The following is a 17,500-nucleotide window of genomic DNA, read 5'->3' as shown; positions in this document are numbered from 1 at the left end:
GGGCAACCAAAGCGACAATTGCCCCGATAAAGATAACAGATCCCATGAATTCCATCACTCCTCACTCGTTCTTGTACAAGCATATGATGGGAATCATGCGAATAGACCTGCTACTTCCAGCTGCCGATCCTTATATTTCTTTTTTTTGCTTCCCGCAAATAAAAAAAGTACTTTGACTCGGCAACCTTTAATTCGTAAAGAACTTCTGGCGAAGGCTCAAGACTGTTTTCAATCAGCCGCTTTTGCCTGTTCCATTCTTCCTTTTGATGGATCAGCTGTTCAATCAGCTTGTTATCAAATTCTTTTCTAAGCTTCTTTTTCCGAAGAAAACCCATGGTAATGCAATCTCCTCCCTCTACATTTCACGTCTGCCTTCAAGCGCTTTAGAAAGAGTGACTTCATCTGCATACTCCAAATCGCCTCCGACCGGAAGTCCATGGGCAATTCGTGACAGCTTGATACCAGACGGCTTTAAAAGCCTTGAAATGTACATGGCCGTTGCTTCTCCTTCTATATTCGGGTTTGTCGCGAGAATGACTTCTGTCACTTGATCATCCTGCAACCGTTTCAGCAATTCGGGTATTTTAATATCTTCCGGACCGATGCCGTCCATCGGAGAAATCGCTCCATGCAAAACATGGTACAGCCCGTTGTATTCCTTCATTTTCTCCATAGCAATGACATCTTTCGGATCCTGAACAACACATATGACCGATTTGTCTCTTCTCGTATCTTCACAAATATAGCAAGGATCTTGATCTGTTATATGTCCGCAAACCGAGCAATATGTCAAATTGCGCTTTGCGTTTACCAATGCTTTTGCAAAATCTAACACGACGTCTTCTTTCATACTAAGAACAAAAAAAGCCAGACGGACCGCCGTCTTGGGTCCGATTCCTGGCAATTTCATAAAGCTGTCAATCAGCTTTGATATTGGTTCAGGATACTGCATTCTTATTTTCCTCCTAGAATAAACCCGGCATGTTCATTCCTTTTGTAAACTTACCCATCGTTTCATTTGTTACATCGTCGACTTTTTTCAAAGCATCGTTTGTCGCTGCAAGGACAAGATCTTGAAGCATTTCAACATCTTCAGGGTCTATGACTTCCTCTTTGATGATGACGTCGATGACTTCTTTTTGGCCGTTTACCTTAACAGTCACCATTCCGCCGCCCGCAGTACCTTCGAGTACTTTTTCTGCCAGTTCCTCCTGTGCCTTTTGCATATCCTTTTGCATTTTTTGCATTTGCTTCATCATTTTCTGCATGTTACCCATTCCACCGCGCATACTCAAATCCACTCTCTTTCATGTTTTTATTCTTTAATTTCAATCAGTTCCGCTCCGAACAGTTTTTTAGCTTCTGATACGAGCGGATCTTCTTCTTTCGGTTCATTTGCTTCAGAATCTTCCGGCTGATGATCCTGCAGAAATTCTTCTCTTATTTTACCCCATTGGGCTTCGGGAACGCCAACTATATCTATCCTTCCGCCGAGCATTCCATCCAAAATTTGCTCCAGATTTGTCCTGACTCCATTATTGTCTTCAGCTACCATTTTACAGTGAATTTCGTATTTGAATGCGAGGACAAATGCTTTTGAAGATGCAGCGACCGGCTCGCTGTCATTTAAAAGGGCAGCATGCGATACTTTATTCTGCTGTTTAAGCTGGGCAAGCAATTGTCCCCAGCAGCTCTTCAATTTTTCGAGGTCCGGTCTTGTAGCATCTTTTAATATTTCATGAATACGGCCGACAGGCGCTTTATATGCGCTTTTCACGCTTTTTTGCGGACGGGACGTTTCTTTAGGCTGGGCGGGAGCTGAAGAAACCTGTACACCTTGTGTTTTAAGCTTCTCAATCTCCTGCTCAAGCTGCCGAACCTTGTTGACGAGATTATCCACTTCCGGCTGGGCGGCCGCGGATGCCCCTGCTTTTGGTCCCTGGCAGAGCTTCACAACTGCAACTTCAAAGAAGATACGCGGATGGTTCGTCCATTTCATTTCCTGATGGCTTTTATTTAATATATCGATCATTTCGTAAAGGTCTGGTGCAGGAATTTGCCGGGATAGAGCTTGGAACTCTTCGTCCACCTTCACCTTTTCAAGAACGCCTTCTAAATCAGGCGCCGTTTGATAAAGAAGCATATCCCTAAAGTAGAAAATCATATCCTCGATTAATTTTGCCGGGTCTTTTCCCTGCTGAAGCAGTTCGTTCAATGTTTCCAAAGCACCGGAAACATTTTTTTCGTGGAGGGTTGAGGCGAGCTTTCCAATATAGTGCTGTGACACAGCCCCTGTTATCAGCAGCGCATCATCCACCGTCAGCTCATCTCCGCTGAATGATACAGCCTGATCGAGCAGGCTCAGCGCATCCCTCATGCCGCCGTCGGCGGCACTGGCGATGATGTCTAAGGCGCCATCCTGCACCTTGAACTGTTCAGCTTCGACGATTTTTCCCATTCGTCCGACAATTGCCTGTGAGGTAATCCTCTTAAAATCAAATCGCTGACATCTAGAAATAATCGTTAAAGGAATTTTATGAGGCTCTGTTGTTGCGAGAATAAAGATACAATGTTCCGGCGGCTCCTCAAGCGTTTTTAGAAGGGCGTTGAATGCGCCGATAGAAAGCATATGTACTTCATCTATGATATATACTTTATACGTGACGGCAGACGGGGCAAATTTCACCTTGTCGCGGATGTCACGTATTTCATCTACACCGTTGTTAGAAGCGGCGTCAATTTCAATTACATCTGAAATCGAACCGTTTGTAATGCCTTTGCACGCGGAGCATTCATTGCACGGTTCACTGACCGGAGCGTGCTCACAGTTGACAGCTTTGGCAAACAGTTTTGCGGCGCTTGTTTTTCCCGTTCCCCTCGGTCCGGAAAACAGATAAGCGTGCGAAAATTTCTTTTGTAAAAGGGCATTTTGCAACGTTTTCGTGATGTGCTCCTGACCGACTACATCTTCAAACAACTGCGGCCTGAACACTCTATATAAAGCCTGGTAACTCACAAACACGCCCTCCTCTTGTTTTCATCATTTCCATTATACATGAAGCAGCTTTCAAATCCAAAAGCTCTTCTTAAGAAAAAAACTCATCTATATTAAAATAGATGAGTTCTTAATTTGATGATTGATTTACCGTGCACCTTCTGTCGATTCGCTACCCTAAGCGTTACTTAAGCAGTTAGCTCAGCCCAGGCAACCCTGCGGCACATGGAAGGTTCCACTTAATGCTGCTTCCTTCCGGACCTGACATGGTTCATGGATTCCCATTGCGCAGGACCCAAGCGTCAACACCACTTGCTTAAGGCAGACCTTAAAGTAAACGAACCTCGAGAAAGGGATTCGGCCTCGCTAGAGCGGATTGCGAGTACAGGGCACCGCTACCTCCCCGCTTAGCACGGCAAAATAAATATCAAATTATTTAAGCTGCGTCTTCATGTGACGCACTCATTAGTATAACTTGTTTCACCCTAAATTGCAAATTTCCGTCATCACAGCTCCCTTTTCTTTTCCACTTTCTTTTTTGCGCGGAGCTTTCTGAAAAAATCGCTTAGCATCCTGCCGCATTCTTCTTCCATTACGCCGCTTACGACTTCAGCCTGATGATTGAATCTCTCTTCCTGCAGGAGATTCATCAAAGTCCCCGCACAGCCGCCTTTCGGATCAGACGCTCCGAACACCACTTTGTCGATTCTGGAGAGAACGGCCGCTCCGGCGCACATCGGACATGGCTCAAGGGTAACGTAAAGAACAGATCTCTCCAGCCGCCAGGTTCCCAGCTTCCGGCATGCCTCTTCAATAACGAGCATCTCTGCGTGGGCAACCGATCTTTGCTCGGTTTCCCGCAAATTATGGGCGCGGGCAATAATTTCGCCATCCAGAACCAGTACGGCGCCAATCGGCACTTCGCCTTTTTCTTCAGCTTTTCTCGCTTCATTGATCGCTTCTTTCATATAAAACTCGTCTTGTGTCATCCGCATGCACTCTTTCAATGTTTTTCACCCGACAGAATAGGCTAACTTATAGTTAAAGGAATATGCAATCTGAAAGGAGACAATCGCATTGTCCAATTCAGCTCTCATTATAGTCGACATCATTAATGATTTTCAATTCGATATGGGTGACGTTCTTTCCAAAAAGACCAGAAACATGACCGAGCATCTTCTGGCATTAAAAGAACACGCAGCCAAAAAGAAATGGCCTATCATATACATTAATGACCATTTTGGAATTTGGCAAGCGGATATTGCTGCCATTATCAAGAAATGCAAAAACGACAGAAGCGAATATATCATCGACCGACTCGCACCGAATAACAACGATTATTTCTTAATCAAACCAAAGCACTCAGCTTTTTACGGCACCGCCCTTGAAACATTGCTGAATGAACTTCATGTCGACCATTTGATTATTACGGGAATCGCAGGCAATATTTGCGTGTTATTTACGGCAAACGACGCTTATATGAGGGAGTACGATATCACGATTCCGCGCGATTGCATTGCCTCAAATAATGAAAAAGACAACAAATATGCGTTGACGATGATGGAAAATGTTCTGTTCGCCAATATTACGACGGCAAAAGAGATCACCGCCGAAACTTGAGCATGAAACACTTCCTTTCTTCATATAGTGGTAGCAATGAGAAAGGAGGCGTTTCCCATTCAGATTTATGTCGTGAAAAGAGGCGATTCCCTTTATCAAATCGCGAATCGCTACCGAACAACAGTTAATGAAATTGTCGCGACGAATGAAATTCCGAACCCGAATCGGCTTGTTGTCGGACAAACTATCGTGATACCGATCGCCGGCGAGTTTTATGAGGTCAGACAAGGAGATACATTAGCATCAATCGGAGCCCGCTTTAATATTTCTCCGGCTGAACTGGCAAGGATCAACCGCATTCAGGTTAGCGCTATTTTGCCTGTCGGGCTGCTGCTTTATATCCCCCCTCGGCCAAAACGGAACATTGAAACAAACGCTTATATCGAACCGCGGGGAGAAAGCGTCAGCCCCGCTCTGCAGCAGGCGGCAAGAGAGGCTTCGCCATACTTGACCTATTTGGGTGCTTTCAGCTTCCAGGCAAAGCGGGACGGCACACTCGAAGAACCGCCGCTGAACAACTTAAAAGAAATTGCAGACAGACACCGGACTACGATGATGATGATCGTCACCAATCTCGAAAATGAAGCTTTCAGCGACGAACTCGGCAGAATCATTTTGACGGACCAGAATGTAAAAAACAGATTGCTTGATAACATTGTTGCAGCCGCCAGAAGATACGGTTTTAAAGACATCCACTTTGATTTTGAATACTTAAGGCCTGAAGACAGAGAAGCCTATAATCAATTTTTACGGGATGCACGGGCCCGCTTCAAACAGGAAGGCTGGTTCATCTCAACCGCGCTTGCGCCGAAAACGAGAGCGGATCAGCCCGGACAATGGTATGAGGCCCATGATTACCGGGCTCACGGAGAGATTGTCGATTTTGTCGTACTGATGACATATGAGTGGGGCTACAGCGGAGGGCCGCCGATGGCGGTATCGCCGATCGGACCCGTACGGGATGTGATCGAATACGCACTCACGGAAATGCCCGCCAGCAAAATCGTCATGGGCCAGAACTTGTACGGTTATGACTGGACGCTCCCCTATACGCCAGGCGGGCAGCTGGCCAGAGCAATCAGTCCCCAGCGGGCAATTGCAATCGCGAGTGAAAACAATGCGGCGATACAGTACGATGAAACAGCCCAGGCTCCTTTCTTCCGCTATACGGACAATGCCGGCAAACAGCATGAGGTATGGTTTGAAGACGCCCGCTCGATTCAGGCAAAGTTTGATCTGATTAGGGAATTGAATTTAAGGGGAATCAGCTATTGGAAGCTCGGCCTGTCCTTCCCGCAAAACTGGCTCTTGATAGCCGATCAATTTAATGTTGTGAAAGAAACGTTCCCAAGTTAAAGGAACGTTTTTTTCATGGCAGAAGATGATGATGTGATACAATATGTATGGTTCACAAATGAATTTCTTTAGTAGGAGGACACCTATGAACACAGCCCCTTTCATCGCTGTCGAAGGCCCCATCGGCGCGGGAAAAACAACCTTGGCCAGCATGCTCTCCGAAAAGCTCTCACTCTCTTTGGTTAAAGAAATCGTCGAAGAAAACCCTTTTCTTGATAAATTTTATGATGACAAAGATGAATGGAGCTTTCAGCTTGAGATGTTTTTCCTCTGCAATCGCTATAAGCAGCTTGAAGATACCGAAAAGAAGTATTTGCATCACCACATACCCGTTGTTTCGGACTATCATATTTATAAAAACCTCATTTTTGCTGAACGGACGCTGGAAGGCAAAAAACTTGAGAAATACAGAAAAATTTATCATCTGCTTACAGAAGATCTGCCAAAACCAAACGTCATCATTTACATAAAAGCAAGCCTTCCGACGTTATTGGAACGGATCAAAAAACGCGGACGGCCGTTTGAACAGGAAATGGACAAGCAATATCTGGAACAGCTCATCAATGATTATGAGGCTGCCATTAAGCAATTTAAAGAATCCGATCCGCCAATACCCGTTATTGAAATTAACGGAGATCAGGAAGACTTCGTGATCTCCGAAGCCGTTTTCAATCGAATTGCCGATCAAGTAAAGGAGTATATAGAATGAGTGTATATGCTATTCCGAAAGATGCTATCATTACTGTTGCCGGAACGGTAGGAGTGGGGAAATCCACATTGACAAAAGAGCTTGCAAAAAGACTCGGATTTAAAACTTCCCTTGAAGAGGTTGTGAACAACCCTTATTTGGAGGCTTTTTACCAAGACTTTGAACGCTGGAGCTTTCACCTGCAAATTTTCTTCTTAGCGGAACGCTTCAAAGAGCAAAAATACATTTACGAATCGGGCGGCGGATTTGTTCAAGACCGTTCAATTTATGAAGATACAGGCATTTTCGCCAAAATGCACGCCGATAAAGGCACAATGTCAAAAGTCGATTATAAGACGTATACAAGCCTGTTTGAAGCGATGGTCATGACGCCTTACTTCCCCCGCCCCGACGTTTTAGTCTATTTGGAGGGCGATTTGGAATCGATTCTCGACCGCATCAAAAAACGCGGACGAGAAATGGAAATGTTAACCGACAGATCGTATTGGGAAGAAATGTACACAAGGTACGAAAACTGGATCAGCGGCTTTAACGCCTGTCCGGTTGTCAGAGTCAATATTGATGAATACGATCTGTTCAACAACTCTGCCTCCCTCGATCCAATCATTGAAAAAATCAGTGAAGCTATTCAAAGATAAACAAGCAAAAAGAGCGGATTCCCATGAAGAGCCGCTCTTTTTTTGCTTGTGCATATAAAAAAAAACCGCTGCCCTATCCAGGCAGCGGCAACACAATCTCCAATTTATGCTTAGTCAATCACTAAAATGCAAATCAATAATGGCGGAGGAAGAGGGATTCGAACCCCCGCGGGCTTTGACACCCCTGTCGGTTTTCAAGACCGATCCCTTCAGCCAGACTTGGGTATTCCTCCGTATCGACAAGAATTAATATAACATGTCCTATCTTTTTAAGTCAAGAGATTTTTTCATAAAAAATTTATTTTATTGTTCACGCTTCTCATTATATGCAAAAATAATGATAAACGCAAAGGGTGATAGCATTGTGGAAACATTTTATAGAACGTTTACCTCAAGATTACACGCTGAACAGACCTATTGAAACAGAGGAGCTTCAGAAAGCAGAAGAACTCCTCGGCGTCTCTTTTCCAGATGAACTGGTCAGCCTTTTAAAAACGACAGACGGCATTAATGATACATTCGGGGATCATCTCATTTGGCCTGCATACAGAATGATAGAAGAGAATCTAGACATGAGAAGCACCGACTTTTTTAAGCCGTTCGATTGTCTGTTATTTATAGCAGGTGCGGGCAATGGCGATTTATTTGCTTATTCGATTTTTAACGGCTCTATACGGAAAAATGATATTTATGTTTGGAATCATATAGACGACAGCCGAATATGGGCCGCATCTTCTTTAAAACCTTTCATAAAAGGCTGGATCGACGGAACAATCACCATTTAAAACAAGATCTTAGGCAGGAGCATGATGAAATGAATTATCTATCAAAAGAATTGGCGGAGGAAATTGTCGACAGGACCATGTCGATTATTCGGCACAACATTAATATGATGGATGAAAACGGGGTTATCATCGCCTCAGGAGACCGCTCGAGAATTGGTGATGAACACGCCGGAGCGAAGGACGCACTTGCAGCTGAAAGGGTTATCAGCATCACGCCTGAAGAATGCTCGGCTTTAACGGGAACAAAGCCCGGCGTAAACCTTCCCATCGTATTTCATGATGAAATAATCGGCGTTATTGGAATCACGGGGCCGCCTTCTGAAGTCAGCCGATATGGTGAACTTGTTAAAATGGCAGCAGAGCTGACTGTCGAACAGGCATTTTTAACAAAACAGCTGACATGGGATCAAAGGCTCCGGGAAGAAACGGTCATCCAAATGATTCAGGGGGCCGACCTAGCATCCCTTGACTTCCTTGAACGTGCGGAGCGATTGAATATACCGCTAGACGGCCAGCGTACTTGTCTTGTGTTTGAGCTGCCATCCGCTGATATGAAGCCGGCATTTATTAAAAAACTTGAAAAACATTTAACCGCGAAAGATTTGTACGCCAATATTTCTTTAAAAGAGATCACAGTTATTCTGGCAGGCGCTCCCGCTAAAAGCAGGGCTGATCTCTTTTCATCTTGGAACGGCTGGCTCAGCCAATGGAAAACGGTCAGAGGCGCGCTTGGCGAGCAGGCGGATCAGCTTGAGCAGCTGCCATTCTCCTATCAAAGTGCAAAACAAACGCTCAAGATTGCTAAAAACAGCTCTAGTTTATACGATTATCGAGAGTTTGCGATCCCCGTTCTGTTATCAAAAATAGAGCGTCCGGATCAGGAGATTCATTTTCAAAACATCTGGGACCGCCTTTCCCAAGCAGATCAAAAGGGCGAATTAATCCATACCCTCCTCTGCTATATAGAAGAAAATGGCGAAATTGGGGAAACTTCATCAAGACTCTTTATTCACCGCAATACATTAAACTACCGGCTGAGAAAGGTTGAAATAGCGACAGGATGCAATCCAAAACGATTTGACGACCTATTCAAACTGTATACAGCCATTACGCTTTTTTCACCATTTTGTGCAAATGAACAATTTTAATATAGGATAAAGGAACGAAATCCGTATACCTGACCAATTCTCCCTTGTACAGAAAGCGTTTACAATGGGACGTAAGGGAGGGTATGCAGATGGATATTCAAATCAATGCAATAGGCGCCTTATGCGCATTAGCCATATCAATCTTTCTCATTCTGAAAAAAGTCCCGCCGGCTTACGGCATGATGATCGGCGCATTGGCCGGAGGCTTAATCGGCGGCGCAGATTTAATAGAGACGACGGATTTGATGATAGCGGGTGCTAAAAACATGATTCCTGCTGTACTCCGCATCTTGGCAGCAGGGGTGCTCGCCGGCGTTCTGATTCAATCCGGCTCCGCAGCGGTGATTGCAGAAACCATTGTCAATAAAATTGGAGAAAAAAGAGCGCTGCTTGCTTTAACATTGGCGACAGCCATCTTAACAACGGTCGGCGTATTCGTCGATGTCGCCGTCATCACAGTCGCACCGATCGCCCTTGCGATTGCGAGGCGGACCTTTATCAGCAAAGCGGCCATTCTGTTGGCGATGATCGGCGGAGGAAAAGCGGGCAATATTATGTCGCCAAACCCTAATGCCATTGCTGCTTCAGATGCCTTTCACATCCCTTTGACATCCGTGATGGCCGCCGGGATCATCCCCGCTATATTTGGACTGGGCGCCACTTATTTACTAGCAAAACGCCTTTCAAATAAAGGAACAGGAGTAGCTGCAAATGAGATTGAAACCCAAACGGCTCAACAACTGCCGGCATTTTGGGCGGCGATCAGCGGTCCGATGGTCTCCATCCTGTTGCTCGCCTTAAGGCCCGCGGCAGGAATTACGATTGATCCAATTATCGCTTTGCCGGCGGGAGGCCTCGTCACTGCGATTGCATCGGGACAAGCGGGCAAACTGAAGGATTTTGCCGCTTCAGGATTGTCGAAGATGTCAGGTGTTGCCGTGATGCTGATCGGGACTGGAACGCTTGCGGGAATCATCGCCAACTCCCAACTCAATTCTTTCATTACCGACACCCTTGTCGGCTTGGGTCTGCCGTCGTTTCTCTTAGCTCCCATTTCCGGCATGCTGATGTCGATGGCAACCGCCTCAACAACCGCCGGCACAGCTGTCGCCAGCAGCGTATTCGGCCCGACATTGCTTGATCTTGGCGTCGCCGGCCTCGCAGGTGCGGCAATGATTCACGCCGGAGCAACGGTGCTCGATCACCTGCCTCACGGAAGCTTTTTTCATACGACGGGAGGCAGCGTCTTCATGGCCATGAAAGAACGGTTAAAGCTGATTCCATATGAGTCAGTCATCGGCTTAATCCTAACCATTATCTCAACTTTGATTTTTGGAATTTTTCAATTCTTTATTTAAAAAGGAGCAGGTACCATGAAAATCGTAATCGCACCTGATTCATTTAAAGAAAGCATGACATCGCTTGAAGCTGCTAAAAGCATTGAAAAAGGCTTTAAAGCGGTTCTGCCTGACGCCGAATACGTCAACATTCCGGTTGCCGATGGAGGCGAAGGAACCGTTCAAGCTCTGGTTGACGCCACCGGAGGAGATATCGTACAGCAAACGGTCACAGGCCCTCTCGGGAAGCCGGTAAAGGCGGCTTACGGCCTGCTTGGCAACGGAAAAACAGCTGTCATCGAAATGGCTGAAGCGTCAGGCCTTCACCTCGTGCCCCCTGAACAGCGGAATCCCCTGTTAACGACAACGAGAGGAACCGGAGAACTGATTCTCAACGCTGCGGAAAAAGGGGTGTCCAACATCATTATCGGACTCGGCGGAAGTGCGACAAATGACGGCGGAGCGGGAATGGCTGCAGCACTGGGTGTGAAGTTTCTAAACCGCAATGGAGAAGAGATTGAAAATGGGGGCGGTGCATTAGCTGAGATTGCCAAGATCGATGTGAGCGGCCTCAATCCTCAGTTAAAGCATATCCACTTTGAAGCCGCCTGTGATGTCGATAATCCTCTTACGGGACCTCGCGGAGCCTCCGCCGTATTTGGGCCGCAAAAAGGGGCGAACAGTGAAATGACTGCTCTTTTGGACCAAAACTTAAAACATTATGCTGCTGCAGTCAAAGCAGAGCTGGGGTGCGAAATCGATTCAATTCCGGGAGCAGGAGCGGCCGGAGGATTAGGAGCAGGCCTCTGTGCCTTTTTAAAAGCGGAATTAAAAAGCGGAGTTGACATTGTTTTAGATACTTTGTCTTTTTCCGAACGTATTAAAGGAGCCGATCTTGTCATTACGGGCGAGGGAAAAATAGACGGCCAAACAGTCAGCGGAAAAACGCCGGCCGGCGTCGCAAAACGCGCCCGCAGCGAGAATATTCCCGTTATTGCATTTGCCGGATCGCTCGGTGAAGGCTGCGAGCTTGTTTATGATATCGGCATTTCCGCTCTCTTTTCGATTGTGCCAGGGATCAGCTCCTTGGAAAACGCCCTTGCCGATGGAAGTTCAAATCTTACCCGCTGTGCCCGAAATGTAGCCGCCGTCTGGTCTCTCGCATAAAAAAAAGCGCGCCTCTTGGCGCGCACTTTTTATGGTTGAATAACATCTCTGTTCCCCATGTATGGACGAAGCGCTTTAGGAATGATGACGCTCCCGTCCTCCTGCTGGTAATTTTCCAATAATGCGGCAACCGTTCTGCCGACAGCCAAGCCGGAGCCGTTTAAGGTATGGACATGCTCAGGCTTTCCTTTTGCTTCCCTTCTGAATCTGATATTCGCCCGTCTCGCCTGGAAAGCTTCGAAGTTACTGCAAGATGAAATTTCACGATATGTGTTTTGGCTTGGAATCCATACTTCGATATCGTATTTTTTCGCAGCGGTAAATCCTAGATCGCCCGTACACATGCTCATCACACGATAAGGAAGCTCAAGCAGCTGAAGAACTTTCTCCGCTTGATTTGTCAGCTTTTCAAGCTCTTCATATGAATCCTCAGGCTTCACGAATTTCACCAGTTCAACCTTGTTAAATTGGTGCTGGCGAATCAAACCGCGCGTATCACGGCCAGCTGAGCCTGCTTCTGAACGGAAGCACGCACTGAACGCCGCATAATTGATCGGCAACTCGTCAGCTGACAAAATTTCATCGCGATGCAGGTTCGTAATTGGCACTTCTGCCGTCGGAATTAAGAAATAATCTTCTTCCCTGATTTTAAAGGCATCTTCCTCAAATTTCGGCAGCTGTCCGGTGCCTGTCATGCTTGCGCGGTTCACCATGTACGGCGGGATGACTTCCGTATAGCCGTACTCGTCTACGTGAAGATCAAGCATAAAGTTATACAATGCCCGTTCAAGTCTGGCGCCTAGCCCTTTATAGAAAACGAAACGGCTTCCCGTAACCTTGCCTGCCCGCTCAAAATCAAGAATATCCAACTGATCGGCAATATCCCAATGAGGCTTCGGCTCAAATGAAAATCCGGGGAGTTCGCCCCATTTGCGAACTTCCACGTTGTCGTCTTCAGTCTCTCCGACCGGAACAGACTCATGGGGGATATTCGGGATAGACAGCATGATTTTATCAAGTGAAGATTCGACCGTTCTCAGCTCTTCATCAAGCTTTTTAATGTCTTCTCCGACTTCGCGCATTTCTTTAATGAGGTGGTCCGCATCTTTTTTCTCGCGCTTTAAAGCGGCAACCTGCTGAGATACCTCATTGCGCTTTCCTTTCAGCTCTTCCACTTTGACGATCAATTCTCTTCTCTTTGTATCCAATTCCTCAAATTGATCAAAATCTGATAAATCTTCTCCCCTGTGGGCAAGCTTTTGTTTGATTTCTTCCAAATTTGCCCGCAGCAGTTTGATATCAAGCATCTGCCTCGCTCCTTTTATACTGATTTGACCGAAAAAAAGAGCCCTTGTCCCCTAAATATAAGGGACGAGAGCTCTCGCGTTGCCACCCTGATTGAAAACAGGCGTCTTCCTCCTGTTTTCCGCTTCATTTTGATAACGGTTCTCCCGTAAATGCCTACTTTGACTGTTCAGCATTTCGCTCAAGGATGGATTCGGACAGCATCTTTCGCCGATTCGCACCAACCATCGGCTCTCTTGGAAAGAGAGGCTTCCTACTGCTTCCTATCAACGCTTTTCGATCTATATTGTCTTATAAATGTACTACAAGTTTTAACAGCTTTCAACCGTTTTATACGACGGCTTCCTGTTTATGCTTTTCCGCCATCTCGACAAATAATTTCGTCATTCTATGGTCATCCGTCAGTTCAGGGTGGAAAGAACAGCCGAGCAGATTTCCTTGTTTGGCAGCGACGATTCTACCGTTGTGCTCCGAAAGCACTTCCACATCTGCGCCCGCTTCCAAAATGTGCGGAGCGCGGATAAATACGCCTGTAAACGGTTCGTCAAGTCCTTTAACGGTTAAATCCGCTTCAAAGCTGTCCACTTGTCTTCCAAAGGAATTTCGTTCGACGGTTACATCCAGAACACCAAGATGGGCATCATTCGCTCCGGCGATATTCTTCGCCAGGATAATCAGCCCAGCACAAGTTCCAAATACCGGCTTTCCGGATGCGGCAAACTCCTGAAGGGGCTTCATAAACTGATACGTATCGATGAGGCGCCTCATCGTCGTGCTTTCCCCTCCCGGCAAAATCAAACCGTCGATTTCCTTTAACTCTTCCGGCCACTTAATGACTTTTCCGGCTGCTCCGCATGCTTCAATTGAGCGAATATGTTCTCTTACTGCTCCCTGAAGTCCAAGTACACCAATTGTCAGCATGTCAATCCGTCTCCTTCGTGTTTACCAGCCGCGCTCTTGCATACGCTGTTCTGGCAGCAGATTTGAGATTTCAATCCCTTTCATCGCAGTTCCAAGCTCTTTTGAAAGCTCGGCAATCAGTTTGTAATCCGTGTAATGCGTCGTCGCTTCAACGATTGCTTTCGCGAATTTAGCAGGGTTGTCGGATTTAAAAATACCGGACCCTACGAATACGCCGTCAGCGCCAAGCTGCATCATTAAAGCAGCATCAGCAGGTGTTGCCACACCGCCGGCAGCAAAGTTTACAACAGGAAGGCGTCCTTCGGCTTTAATTTCCTTCAACAGCTCATACGGAGCGCCGAGGTTTTTCGCTTCTGTCATCAGTTCGTCATCGCTCATGCCGACTACTTTGCGCACTTGAGCATTCACCTTTCTCATATGGCGGACAGCTTCCACAATATTGCCCGTACCAGGTTCGCCTTTCGTACGAAGCATTGAAGCTCCTTCTGCGATCCGGCGCGTCGCTTCTCCGAGGTCGCGGCATCCGCATACAAATGGAACGGTAAATTCGTTTTTATTTAAATGAAATTCTTCATCCGCAGGAGTCAAAACTTCACTTTCATCAATATAGTCAACGCCGAGCGCTTCAAGAACACGCGCTTCAACGATATGCCCGATGCGGGCTTTCGCCATAACCGGGATTGAAACAGCGTTCATCACTTCTTCGACAATTGTCGGATCTGCCATGCGGGCAACTCCGCCTGCCGCACGGATATCAGCCGGAACGCGCTCCAGCGCCATGACTGCGACGGCTCCTGCTTCTTCTGCGATTTTTGCTTGTTCGGCATTGACAACGTCCATAATGACGCCGCCTTTCTGCATTTCTGCCATACCGCGTTTTACGCGATCAGTACCTGTTTGAGCCATTTCAAGGATCCCCCTAATCAAAGATTGAATTGTCAGATTTAATCCTATTGTATCCTATAATTCCACAAAATCATATGAAAAACACGAAGATTATTTCTATTTTAATAACAAATTGTTAGGATTGTAAATGGTAATTCTATCTGAATATGACAATAAAGAGCCCTATCAGATAGAGCCCTTTATTGATTAAAACCAGCCGGTTACCATTTCAACAATGCTGTTCCAAATACCGGCAAAAAAGCCGCCGATGCTTCTCATCGTTAAAATAAACCAGTTTGCTTTCTCATCATCTTCTTTTGTCACGAGGTTTACACCTGATACATCGCTGCCGAGAAATCCGTAGTCCTTTTCTTCTCCCTTATAGGAGGCCGTCAAGGTACCGACTTTCTCACCTTTTTTAACAGGTGCGGTCAGCTCGTCTTTGTTCAGCGTCACTTTCGCCTTGTAATTCTTTTCTTCACCGTTCTTCACAGGCATTGAAAAGGCTTTTTCCGTTACGACGCCGACTTCAGTTTCTTTCCCTTTGTCGACTGTGACCGTTTCGTTGCCTTTCACTTGTGCGCCTTTTGCGTAAAACTCTTTCATCGTGAAGTTATCAAATGCATAATCAAGCATTTTTTTCGTTTCTTTAAATCGTCCCGTATGAAGGTCGCCTTTCGCATTCATAACGACGGAAATCACTCTCATGCCGTTTCTTTCGGCAGTAGCTGTAAAGCATGATCCAGCAGAGTCCGTTGAGCCGGTTTTCAGCCCGTCCACACCTTTATATTCCTGAACTAGGCCTTTCAGCATAAAGTTCCAGTTCGGCATGTCCATTTCATCGTCTGTGCCTTTTCTGAACTTCGTTTTGGCAATGCTCGCCGTATCGAGGATTTCAGGATAATCGCTTACTAAATGATCGGCAAGGAGCGCCATGTCTCTCGCAGATACTTCATTTTCTTCATTGGCATTTGTTCCGCTCGGATGTTTGCCGTGAAGATCCTTGTTTTCCAAACCTGTAGCATTCACAAATTTGAAATCTTTCATTCCAAGCTCTTTGGCTTTTTTATTCATTAACTCTACGAACTTTGATTCAGAACCGGCAACGATTTCAGAAAGTGCAATAGCCGCCGCGTTTGCAGAGTAAATTGCAGTCGCCTGATAAAGCTCTTTTACAGTGTATGATCCGTCTTTACGAAGAGGAACATTCGATAATGAACGATCTTGGGAAATCTCGTATACATAATCGTCAGGCGTGTACTTCTGATCCCATTTCACTTTGCCTTCGTGAATCGCTTCCAACAGAAGATACTCCGTCATCATTTTGGCCATGCTGGCAACAGGAAGACGCTGATCGGCATTTTTGCTGTACAAAATTTTCCCCGATGAAGCTTCCACCAAGATTGCTGCTTTCGCGTCTACATTAATTGGATCATTTGCGGCTTTTGCTGTCGACATAGGAGAAAATGCACCTACAGTCACGGCAAAAGCAACGATCAACATGATCAGCTGCTTTATTCTCTTGCTTTTCAAATCGTGATACCTCCGCTTTTCATCAGACTAATAATCTATATCAAAGCCTTTTAAGACATTTTTCAAACACAACATTATAAATTTTATCATAAGGAAGCAAAAAAAAATAGACAGAGTATTACTCTGTCTACGGTTTAATTTTTGTCATATTTGATTAGGAAATGGTATAGTTAGGCGATTCTTTGGTAATTTGTACATCGTGAGGATGGCTTTCCCGCAGGCCTGCGCCTGTCATGCGGATGAACTGCGCATCTTCCCTCAGTGCGTGCAAATCTTTTGTTCCGCAGTACCCCATGCCGGATTTCAAACCGCCGACAAGCTGATAAACTGTGTCAGCAACCGGACCTTTATAAGGCGTACGGCCCTCAATGCCTTCCGGAACGAATTTTTTGTTTTCCTCTTGGAAGTAGCGGTCTTTGCTTCCTTTTTCCATTGCCGCCACTGAACCCATACCGCGATAAACTTTAAAGCGTCTGCCTTGGTAGATTTCAGTCTCGCCTGGGCTTTCGGATGTTCCGGCAAGAAGGCTTCCAAGCATGACGGCATGTCCGCCGGCAGCCAAGGCTTTGACGATATCTCCGGAAAACTTGATGCCGCCGTCTGCAATAATCGCCGCACCGTGTTTTCTTGCTTCAGTCGCACAATCGTAAATCGCTGTCACTTGCGGAACACCGACACCGGCCACTACGCGGGTTGTACAAATAGAACCCGGTCCGATACCGACTTTAACTACATTTGCTCCGGCTTCGATAAGCGCTTTTGTTCCTTCGGCAGTTGCGACGTTGCCGGCAATGATATTTAATTCAGGATAAGTGTCGCGGATTTTCTTAACGGTATCCAAGACACCTTGTGAATGGCCGTGCGCGGTATCAACGACGATCACATCGACATTGGCTTCCACAAGCTTTCTGACGCGTGTCATTGTGTCGCCTGTTACACCAACCGCTGCTCCAACCAATAGGCGGCCGTGAACATCTTTCGCTGAATTCGGGAATTCGATTACTTTTTCAATGTCTTTAATCGTAATAAGCCCTTTTAAAACACCTTGATCATCTAAAAGAGGGAGTTTTTCGATCTTGTATTTTTGAAGAATTTTTTCCG

The 17,500-nt window shown here is 46.1% G+C and carries 19 protein-coding genes, 1 tRNA gene, 1 other RNA gene and 1 other annotated feature (2 of these 22 running past the window's edge); of the genes, 8 read left to right on the top strand and 13 right to left on the bottom strand.

Annotated features, from left to right (window positions below; genetic code table 11):
- From MKZ04_RS17170 to tadA, 7 genes are all read right to left on the bottom strand, one after another.
- On the bottom strand, window positions 1-46 hold the 5' end (the start) of the coding sequence (locus MKZ04_RS17170) for a pro-sigmaK processing inhibitor BofA family protein (RefSeq protein ID WP_025810906.1). It extends 221 nt beyond the left edge of the window; only the first 46 of its 267 coding nucleotides appear in the window; it begins with the start codon at window positions 44-46; its stop codon lies beyond the left edge, outside the window.
- Window positions 47-110: 64 nt separating this feature from the next.
- The gene (locus MKZ04_RS17165; RefSeq protein ID WP_023856407.1) at window positions 111-335 is read right to left on the bottom strand and encodes a YaaL family protein; all 225 of its coding nucleotides are present in this window, start codon (window positions 333-335) and stop codon (window positions 111-113) included.
- A 20-nt stretch (window positions 336-355) separates the two neighbouring features.
- A complete protein-coding gene (recR, locus tag MKZ04_RS17160; RefSeq protein WP_003178140.1) occupies window positions 356-952 on the bottom strand; it encodes a recombination protein RecR in 597 nt (198 codons plus the stop codon).
- 13 nt (window positions 953-965) lie between these two features.
- Window positions 966-1,289, bottom strand: coding sequence for a YbaB/EbfC family nucleoid-associated protein (locus MKZ04_RS17155; RefSeq protein ID WP_095293094.1), 324 nt, complete (start codon window positions 1,287-1,289; stop codon window positions 966-968).
- 26 nt (window positions 1,290-1,315) lie between these two features.
- A complete protein-coding gene (gene dnaX / locus MKZ04_RS17150) occupies window positions 1,316-3,016 on the bottom strand; it encodes a DNA polymerase III subunit gamma/tau (protein ID WP_095293096.1) in 1,701 nt (566 codons plus the stop codon).
- 129 nt (window positions 3,017-3,145) lie between these two features.
- An RNA gene (gene ffs / locus MKZ04_RS17145) (signal recognition particle sRNA large type) lies at window positions 3,146-3,411 on the bottom strand.
- Window positions 3,412-3,501: 90 nt separating this feature from the next.
- Complete coding sequence (gene tadA / locus MKZ04_RS17140) at window positions 3,502-3,984, bottom strand: tRNA adenosine(34) deaminase TadA (protein WP_145654501.1); 483 nt, start codon at window positions 3,982-3,984, stop codon at window positions 3,502-3,504.
- Window positions 3,985-4,066: 82 nt separating this feature from the next.
- Here tadA and MKZ04_RS17135 point away from each other — a divergent pair, with 82 nt between their 5' ends.
- The 4 genes from MKZ04_RS17135 (at window position 4,067) to MKZ04_RS17120 (ending at window position 7,318) form a co-directional block, all read left to right on the top strand.
- The gene (locus MKZ04_RS17135; protein WP_023856411.1) at window positions 4,067-4,615 is read left to right on the top strand and encodes a cysteine hydrolase family protein; all 549 of its coding nucleotides are present in this window, start codon (window positions 4,067-4,069) and stop codon (window positions 4,613-4,615) included.
- Window positions 4,616-4,651: 36 nt separating this feature from the next.
- On the top strand, window positions 4,652-5,971 hold the full coding sequence (locus tag MKZ04_RS17130) for a glycoside hydrolase family 18 protein (protein ID WP_031305057.1): 1,320 nt from the start codon (window positions 4,652-4,654) through the stop codon (window positions 5,969-5,971).
- A gap of 85 nt (window positions 5,972-6,056) precedes the next feature.
- Window positions 6,057-6,680, top strand: coding sequence for a deoxynucleoside kinase (locus MKZ04_RS17125; protein ID WP_026579013.1), 624 nt, complete (start codon window positions 6,057-6,059; stop codon window positions 6,678-6,680).
- Window positions 6,677-7,318, top strand: coding sequence for a deoxynucleoside kinase (locus tag MKZ04_RS17120; protein ID WP_020449778.1), 642 nt, complete (start codon window positions 6,677-6,679; stop codon window positions 7,316-7,318). The genes MKZ04_RS17125 and MKZ04_RS17120 overlap by 4 nt, the downstream gene beginning before the upstream one ends.
- A gap of 140 nt (window positions 7,319-7,458) precedes the next feature.
- On the opposite strand, the gene MKZ04_RS17115 is transcribed toward MKZ04_RS17120, so the two are convergent.
- Window positions 7,459-7,551, bottom strand: a tRNA-Ser gene (locus tag MKZ04_RS17115).
- Window positions 7,552-7,680: 129 nt separating this feature from the next.
- On the opposite strand from MKZ04_RS17115, the gene MKZ04_RS17110 reads away from it, so the two are divergent.
- The 4 genes from MKZ04_RS17110 (at window position 7,681) to MKZ04_RS17095 (ending at window position 11,755) form a co-directional block, all read left to right on the top strand.
- Window positions 7,681-8,103, top strand: a complete 423-nt coding sequence (locus tag MKZ04_RS17110; protein ID WP_026579012.1) for an SMI1/KNR4 family protein — start codon at window positions 7,681-7,683, stop codon at window positions 8,101-8,103.
- A 29-nt stretch (window positions 8,104-8,132) separates the two neighbouring features.
- Complete coding sequence (locus tag MKZ04_RS17105; RefSeq protein ID WP_035337531.1) at window positions 8,133-9,251, top strand: CdaR family transcriptional regulator; 1,119 nt, start codon at window positions 8,133-8,135, stop codon at window positions 9,249-9,251.
- A gap of 89 nt (window positions 9,252-9,340) precedes the next feature.
- The gene (locus tag MKZ04_RS17100; RefSeq protein WP_026579011.1) at window positions 9,341-10,609 is read left to right on the top strand and encodes a GntP family permease; all 1,269 of its coding nucleotides are present in this window, start codon (window positions 9,341-9,343) and stop codon (window positions 10,607-10,609) included.
- A gap of 15 nt (window positions 10,610-10,624) precedes the next feature.
- Window positions 10,625-11,755 (top strand): glycerate kinase, encoded by a 1,131-nt coding sequence (locus MKZ04_RS17095; protein ID WP_026579010.1) that lies wholly within the window; start codon window positions 10,625-10,627, stop codon window positions 11,753-11,755.
- Between the two features lie 29 nt (window positions 11,756-11,784).
- Here the strand turns inward: MKZ04_RS17095 and serS are convergent, their stop codons facing one another.
- From serS to guaB, 5 genes are all read right to left on the bottom strand, one after another.
- A complete protein-coding gene (serS, locus tag MKZ04_RS17090) occupies window positions 11,785-13,062 on the bottom strand; it encodes a serine--tRNA ligase (RefSeq protein WP_026579009.1) in 1,278 nt (425 codons plus the stop codon).
- Between the two features lie 57 nt (window positions 13,063-13,119).
- Window positions 13,120-13,339: a binding site (T-box leader), on the bottom strand.
- 51 nt (window positions 13,340-13,390) lie between these two features.
- Window positions 13,391-13,981, bottom strand: a complete 591-nt coding sequence (pdxT, locus tag MKZ04_RS17085; protein ID WP_025810896.1) for a pyridoxal 5'-phosphate synthase glutaminase subunit PdxT — start codon at window positions 13,979-13,981, stop codon at window positions 13,391-13,393.
- A gap of 21 nt (window positions 13,982-14,002) precedes the next feature.
- Window positions 14,003-14,887, bottom strand: coding sequence for a pyridoxal 5'-phosphate synthase lyase subunit PdxS (gene pdxS, locus MKZ04_RS17080; protein ID WP_020449771.1), 885 nt, complete (start codon window positions 14,885-14,887; stop codon window positions 14,003-14,005).
- A gap of 186 nt (window positions 14,888-15,073) precedes the next feature.
- Window positions 15,074-16,369 (bottom strand): D-alanyl-D-alanine carboxypeptidase, encoded by a 1,296-nt coding sequence (gene dacA / locus MKZ04_RS17075; RefSeq protein WP_031305058.1) that lies wholly within the window; start codon window positions 16,367-16,369, stop codon window positions 15,074-15,076.
- A 184-nt stretch (window positions 16,370-16,553) separates the two neighbouring features.
- A protein-coding gene (guaB, locus tag MKZ04_RS17070) for an IMP dehydrogenase (protein WP_095293104.1) crosses the window boundary here: on the bottom strand, window positions 16,554-17,500 show its 3' portion. The gene runs 520 nt beyond the window's last position; only the last 947 of its 1,467 coding nucleotides appear in the window; the start codon falls outside the window, past its right edge; it ends in the stop codon at window positions 16,554-16,556.

It is taken from the genome of Bacillus sp. FSL W7-1354 (genome assembly GCF_038002405.1).
In the GTDB taxonomy this organism is placed as follows: Bacteria; Bacillota; Bacilli; order Bacillales; family Bacillaceae; genus Bacillus; species Bacillus paralicheniformis.
This window is presented reverse-complemented; position numbering and strand designations above follow the sequence as displayed.

Bases quoted from the DNA above. Each gene is read 5' to 3' on its own strand.
- MKZ04_RS17120 (WP_020449778.1), top strand. From the start codon at position 6,677: ATGAGTGTATATGCTATTCCGAAAGATGCTATCATTACTGTTGCCGGA.
- MKZ04_RS17155 (WP_095293094.1), bottom strand. From the start codon at position 1,289: ATGCGCGGTGGAATGGGTAACATGCAGAAAATGATGAAGCAAATGCAA.
- MKZ04_RS17100 (WP_026579011.1), top strand. From the start codon at position 9,341: ATGGATATTCAAATCAATGCAATAGGCGCCTTATGCGCATTAGCCATA.
- serS (WP_026579009.1), bottom strand. From the start codon at position 13,062: ATGCTTGATATCAAACTGCTGCGGGCAAATTTGGAAGAAATCAAACAA.
- MKZ04_RS17105 (WP_035337531.1), top strand. From the start codon at position 8,133: ATGAATTATCTATCAAAAGAATTGGCGGAGGAAATTGTCGACAGGACC.
- MKZ04_RS17165 (WP_023856407.1), bottom strand. From the start codon at position 335: ATGGGTTTTCTTCGGAAAAAGAAGCTTAGAAAAGAATTTGATAACAAG.
- MKZ04_RS17130 (WP_031305057.1), top strand. From the start codon at position 4,652: ATGAGAAAGGAGGCGTTTCCCATTCAGATTTATGTCGTGAAAAGAGGC.
- MKZ04_RS17125 (WP_026579013.1), top strand. From the start codon at position 6,057: ATGAACACAGCCCCTTTCATCGCTGTCGAAGGCCCCATCGGCGCGGGA.
- pdxS (WP_020449771.1), bottom strand. From the start codon at position 14,887: ATGGCTCAAACAGGTACTGATCGCGTAAAACGCGGTATGGCAGAAATG.
- MKZ04_RS17095 (WP_026579010.1), top strand. From the start codon at position 10,625: ATGAAAATCGTAATCGCACCTGATTCATTTAAAGAAAGCATGACATCG.
- dacA (WP_031305058.1), bottom strand. From the start codon at position 16,369: ATGTTGATCGTTGCTTTTGCCGTGACTGTAGGTGCATTTTCTCCTATG.
- pdxT (WP_025810896.1), bottom strand. From the start codon at position 13,981: ATGCTGACAATTGGTGTACTTGGACTTCAGGGAGCAGTAAGAGAACAT.
- recR (WP_003178140.1), bottom strand. From the start codon at position 952: ATGCAGTATCCTGAACCAATATCAAAGCTGATTGACAGCTTTATGAAA.
- tadA (WP_145654501.1), bottom strand. From the start codon at position 3,984: ATGACACAAGACGAGTTTTATATGAAAGAAGCGATCAATGAAGCGAGA.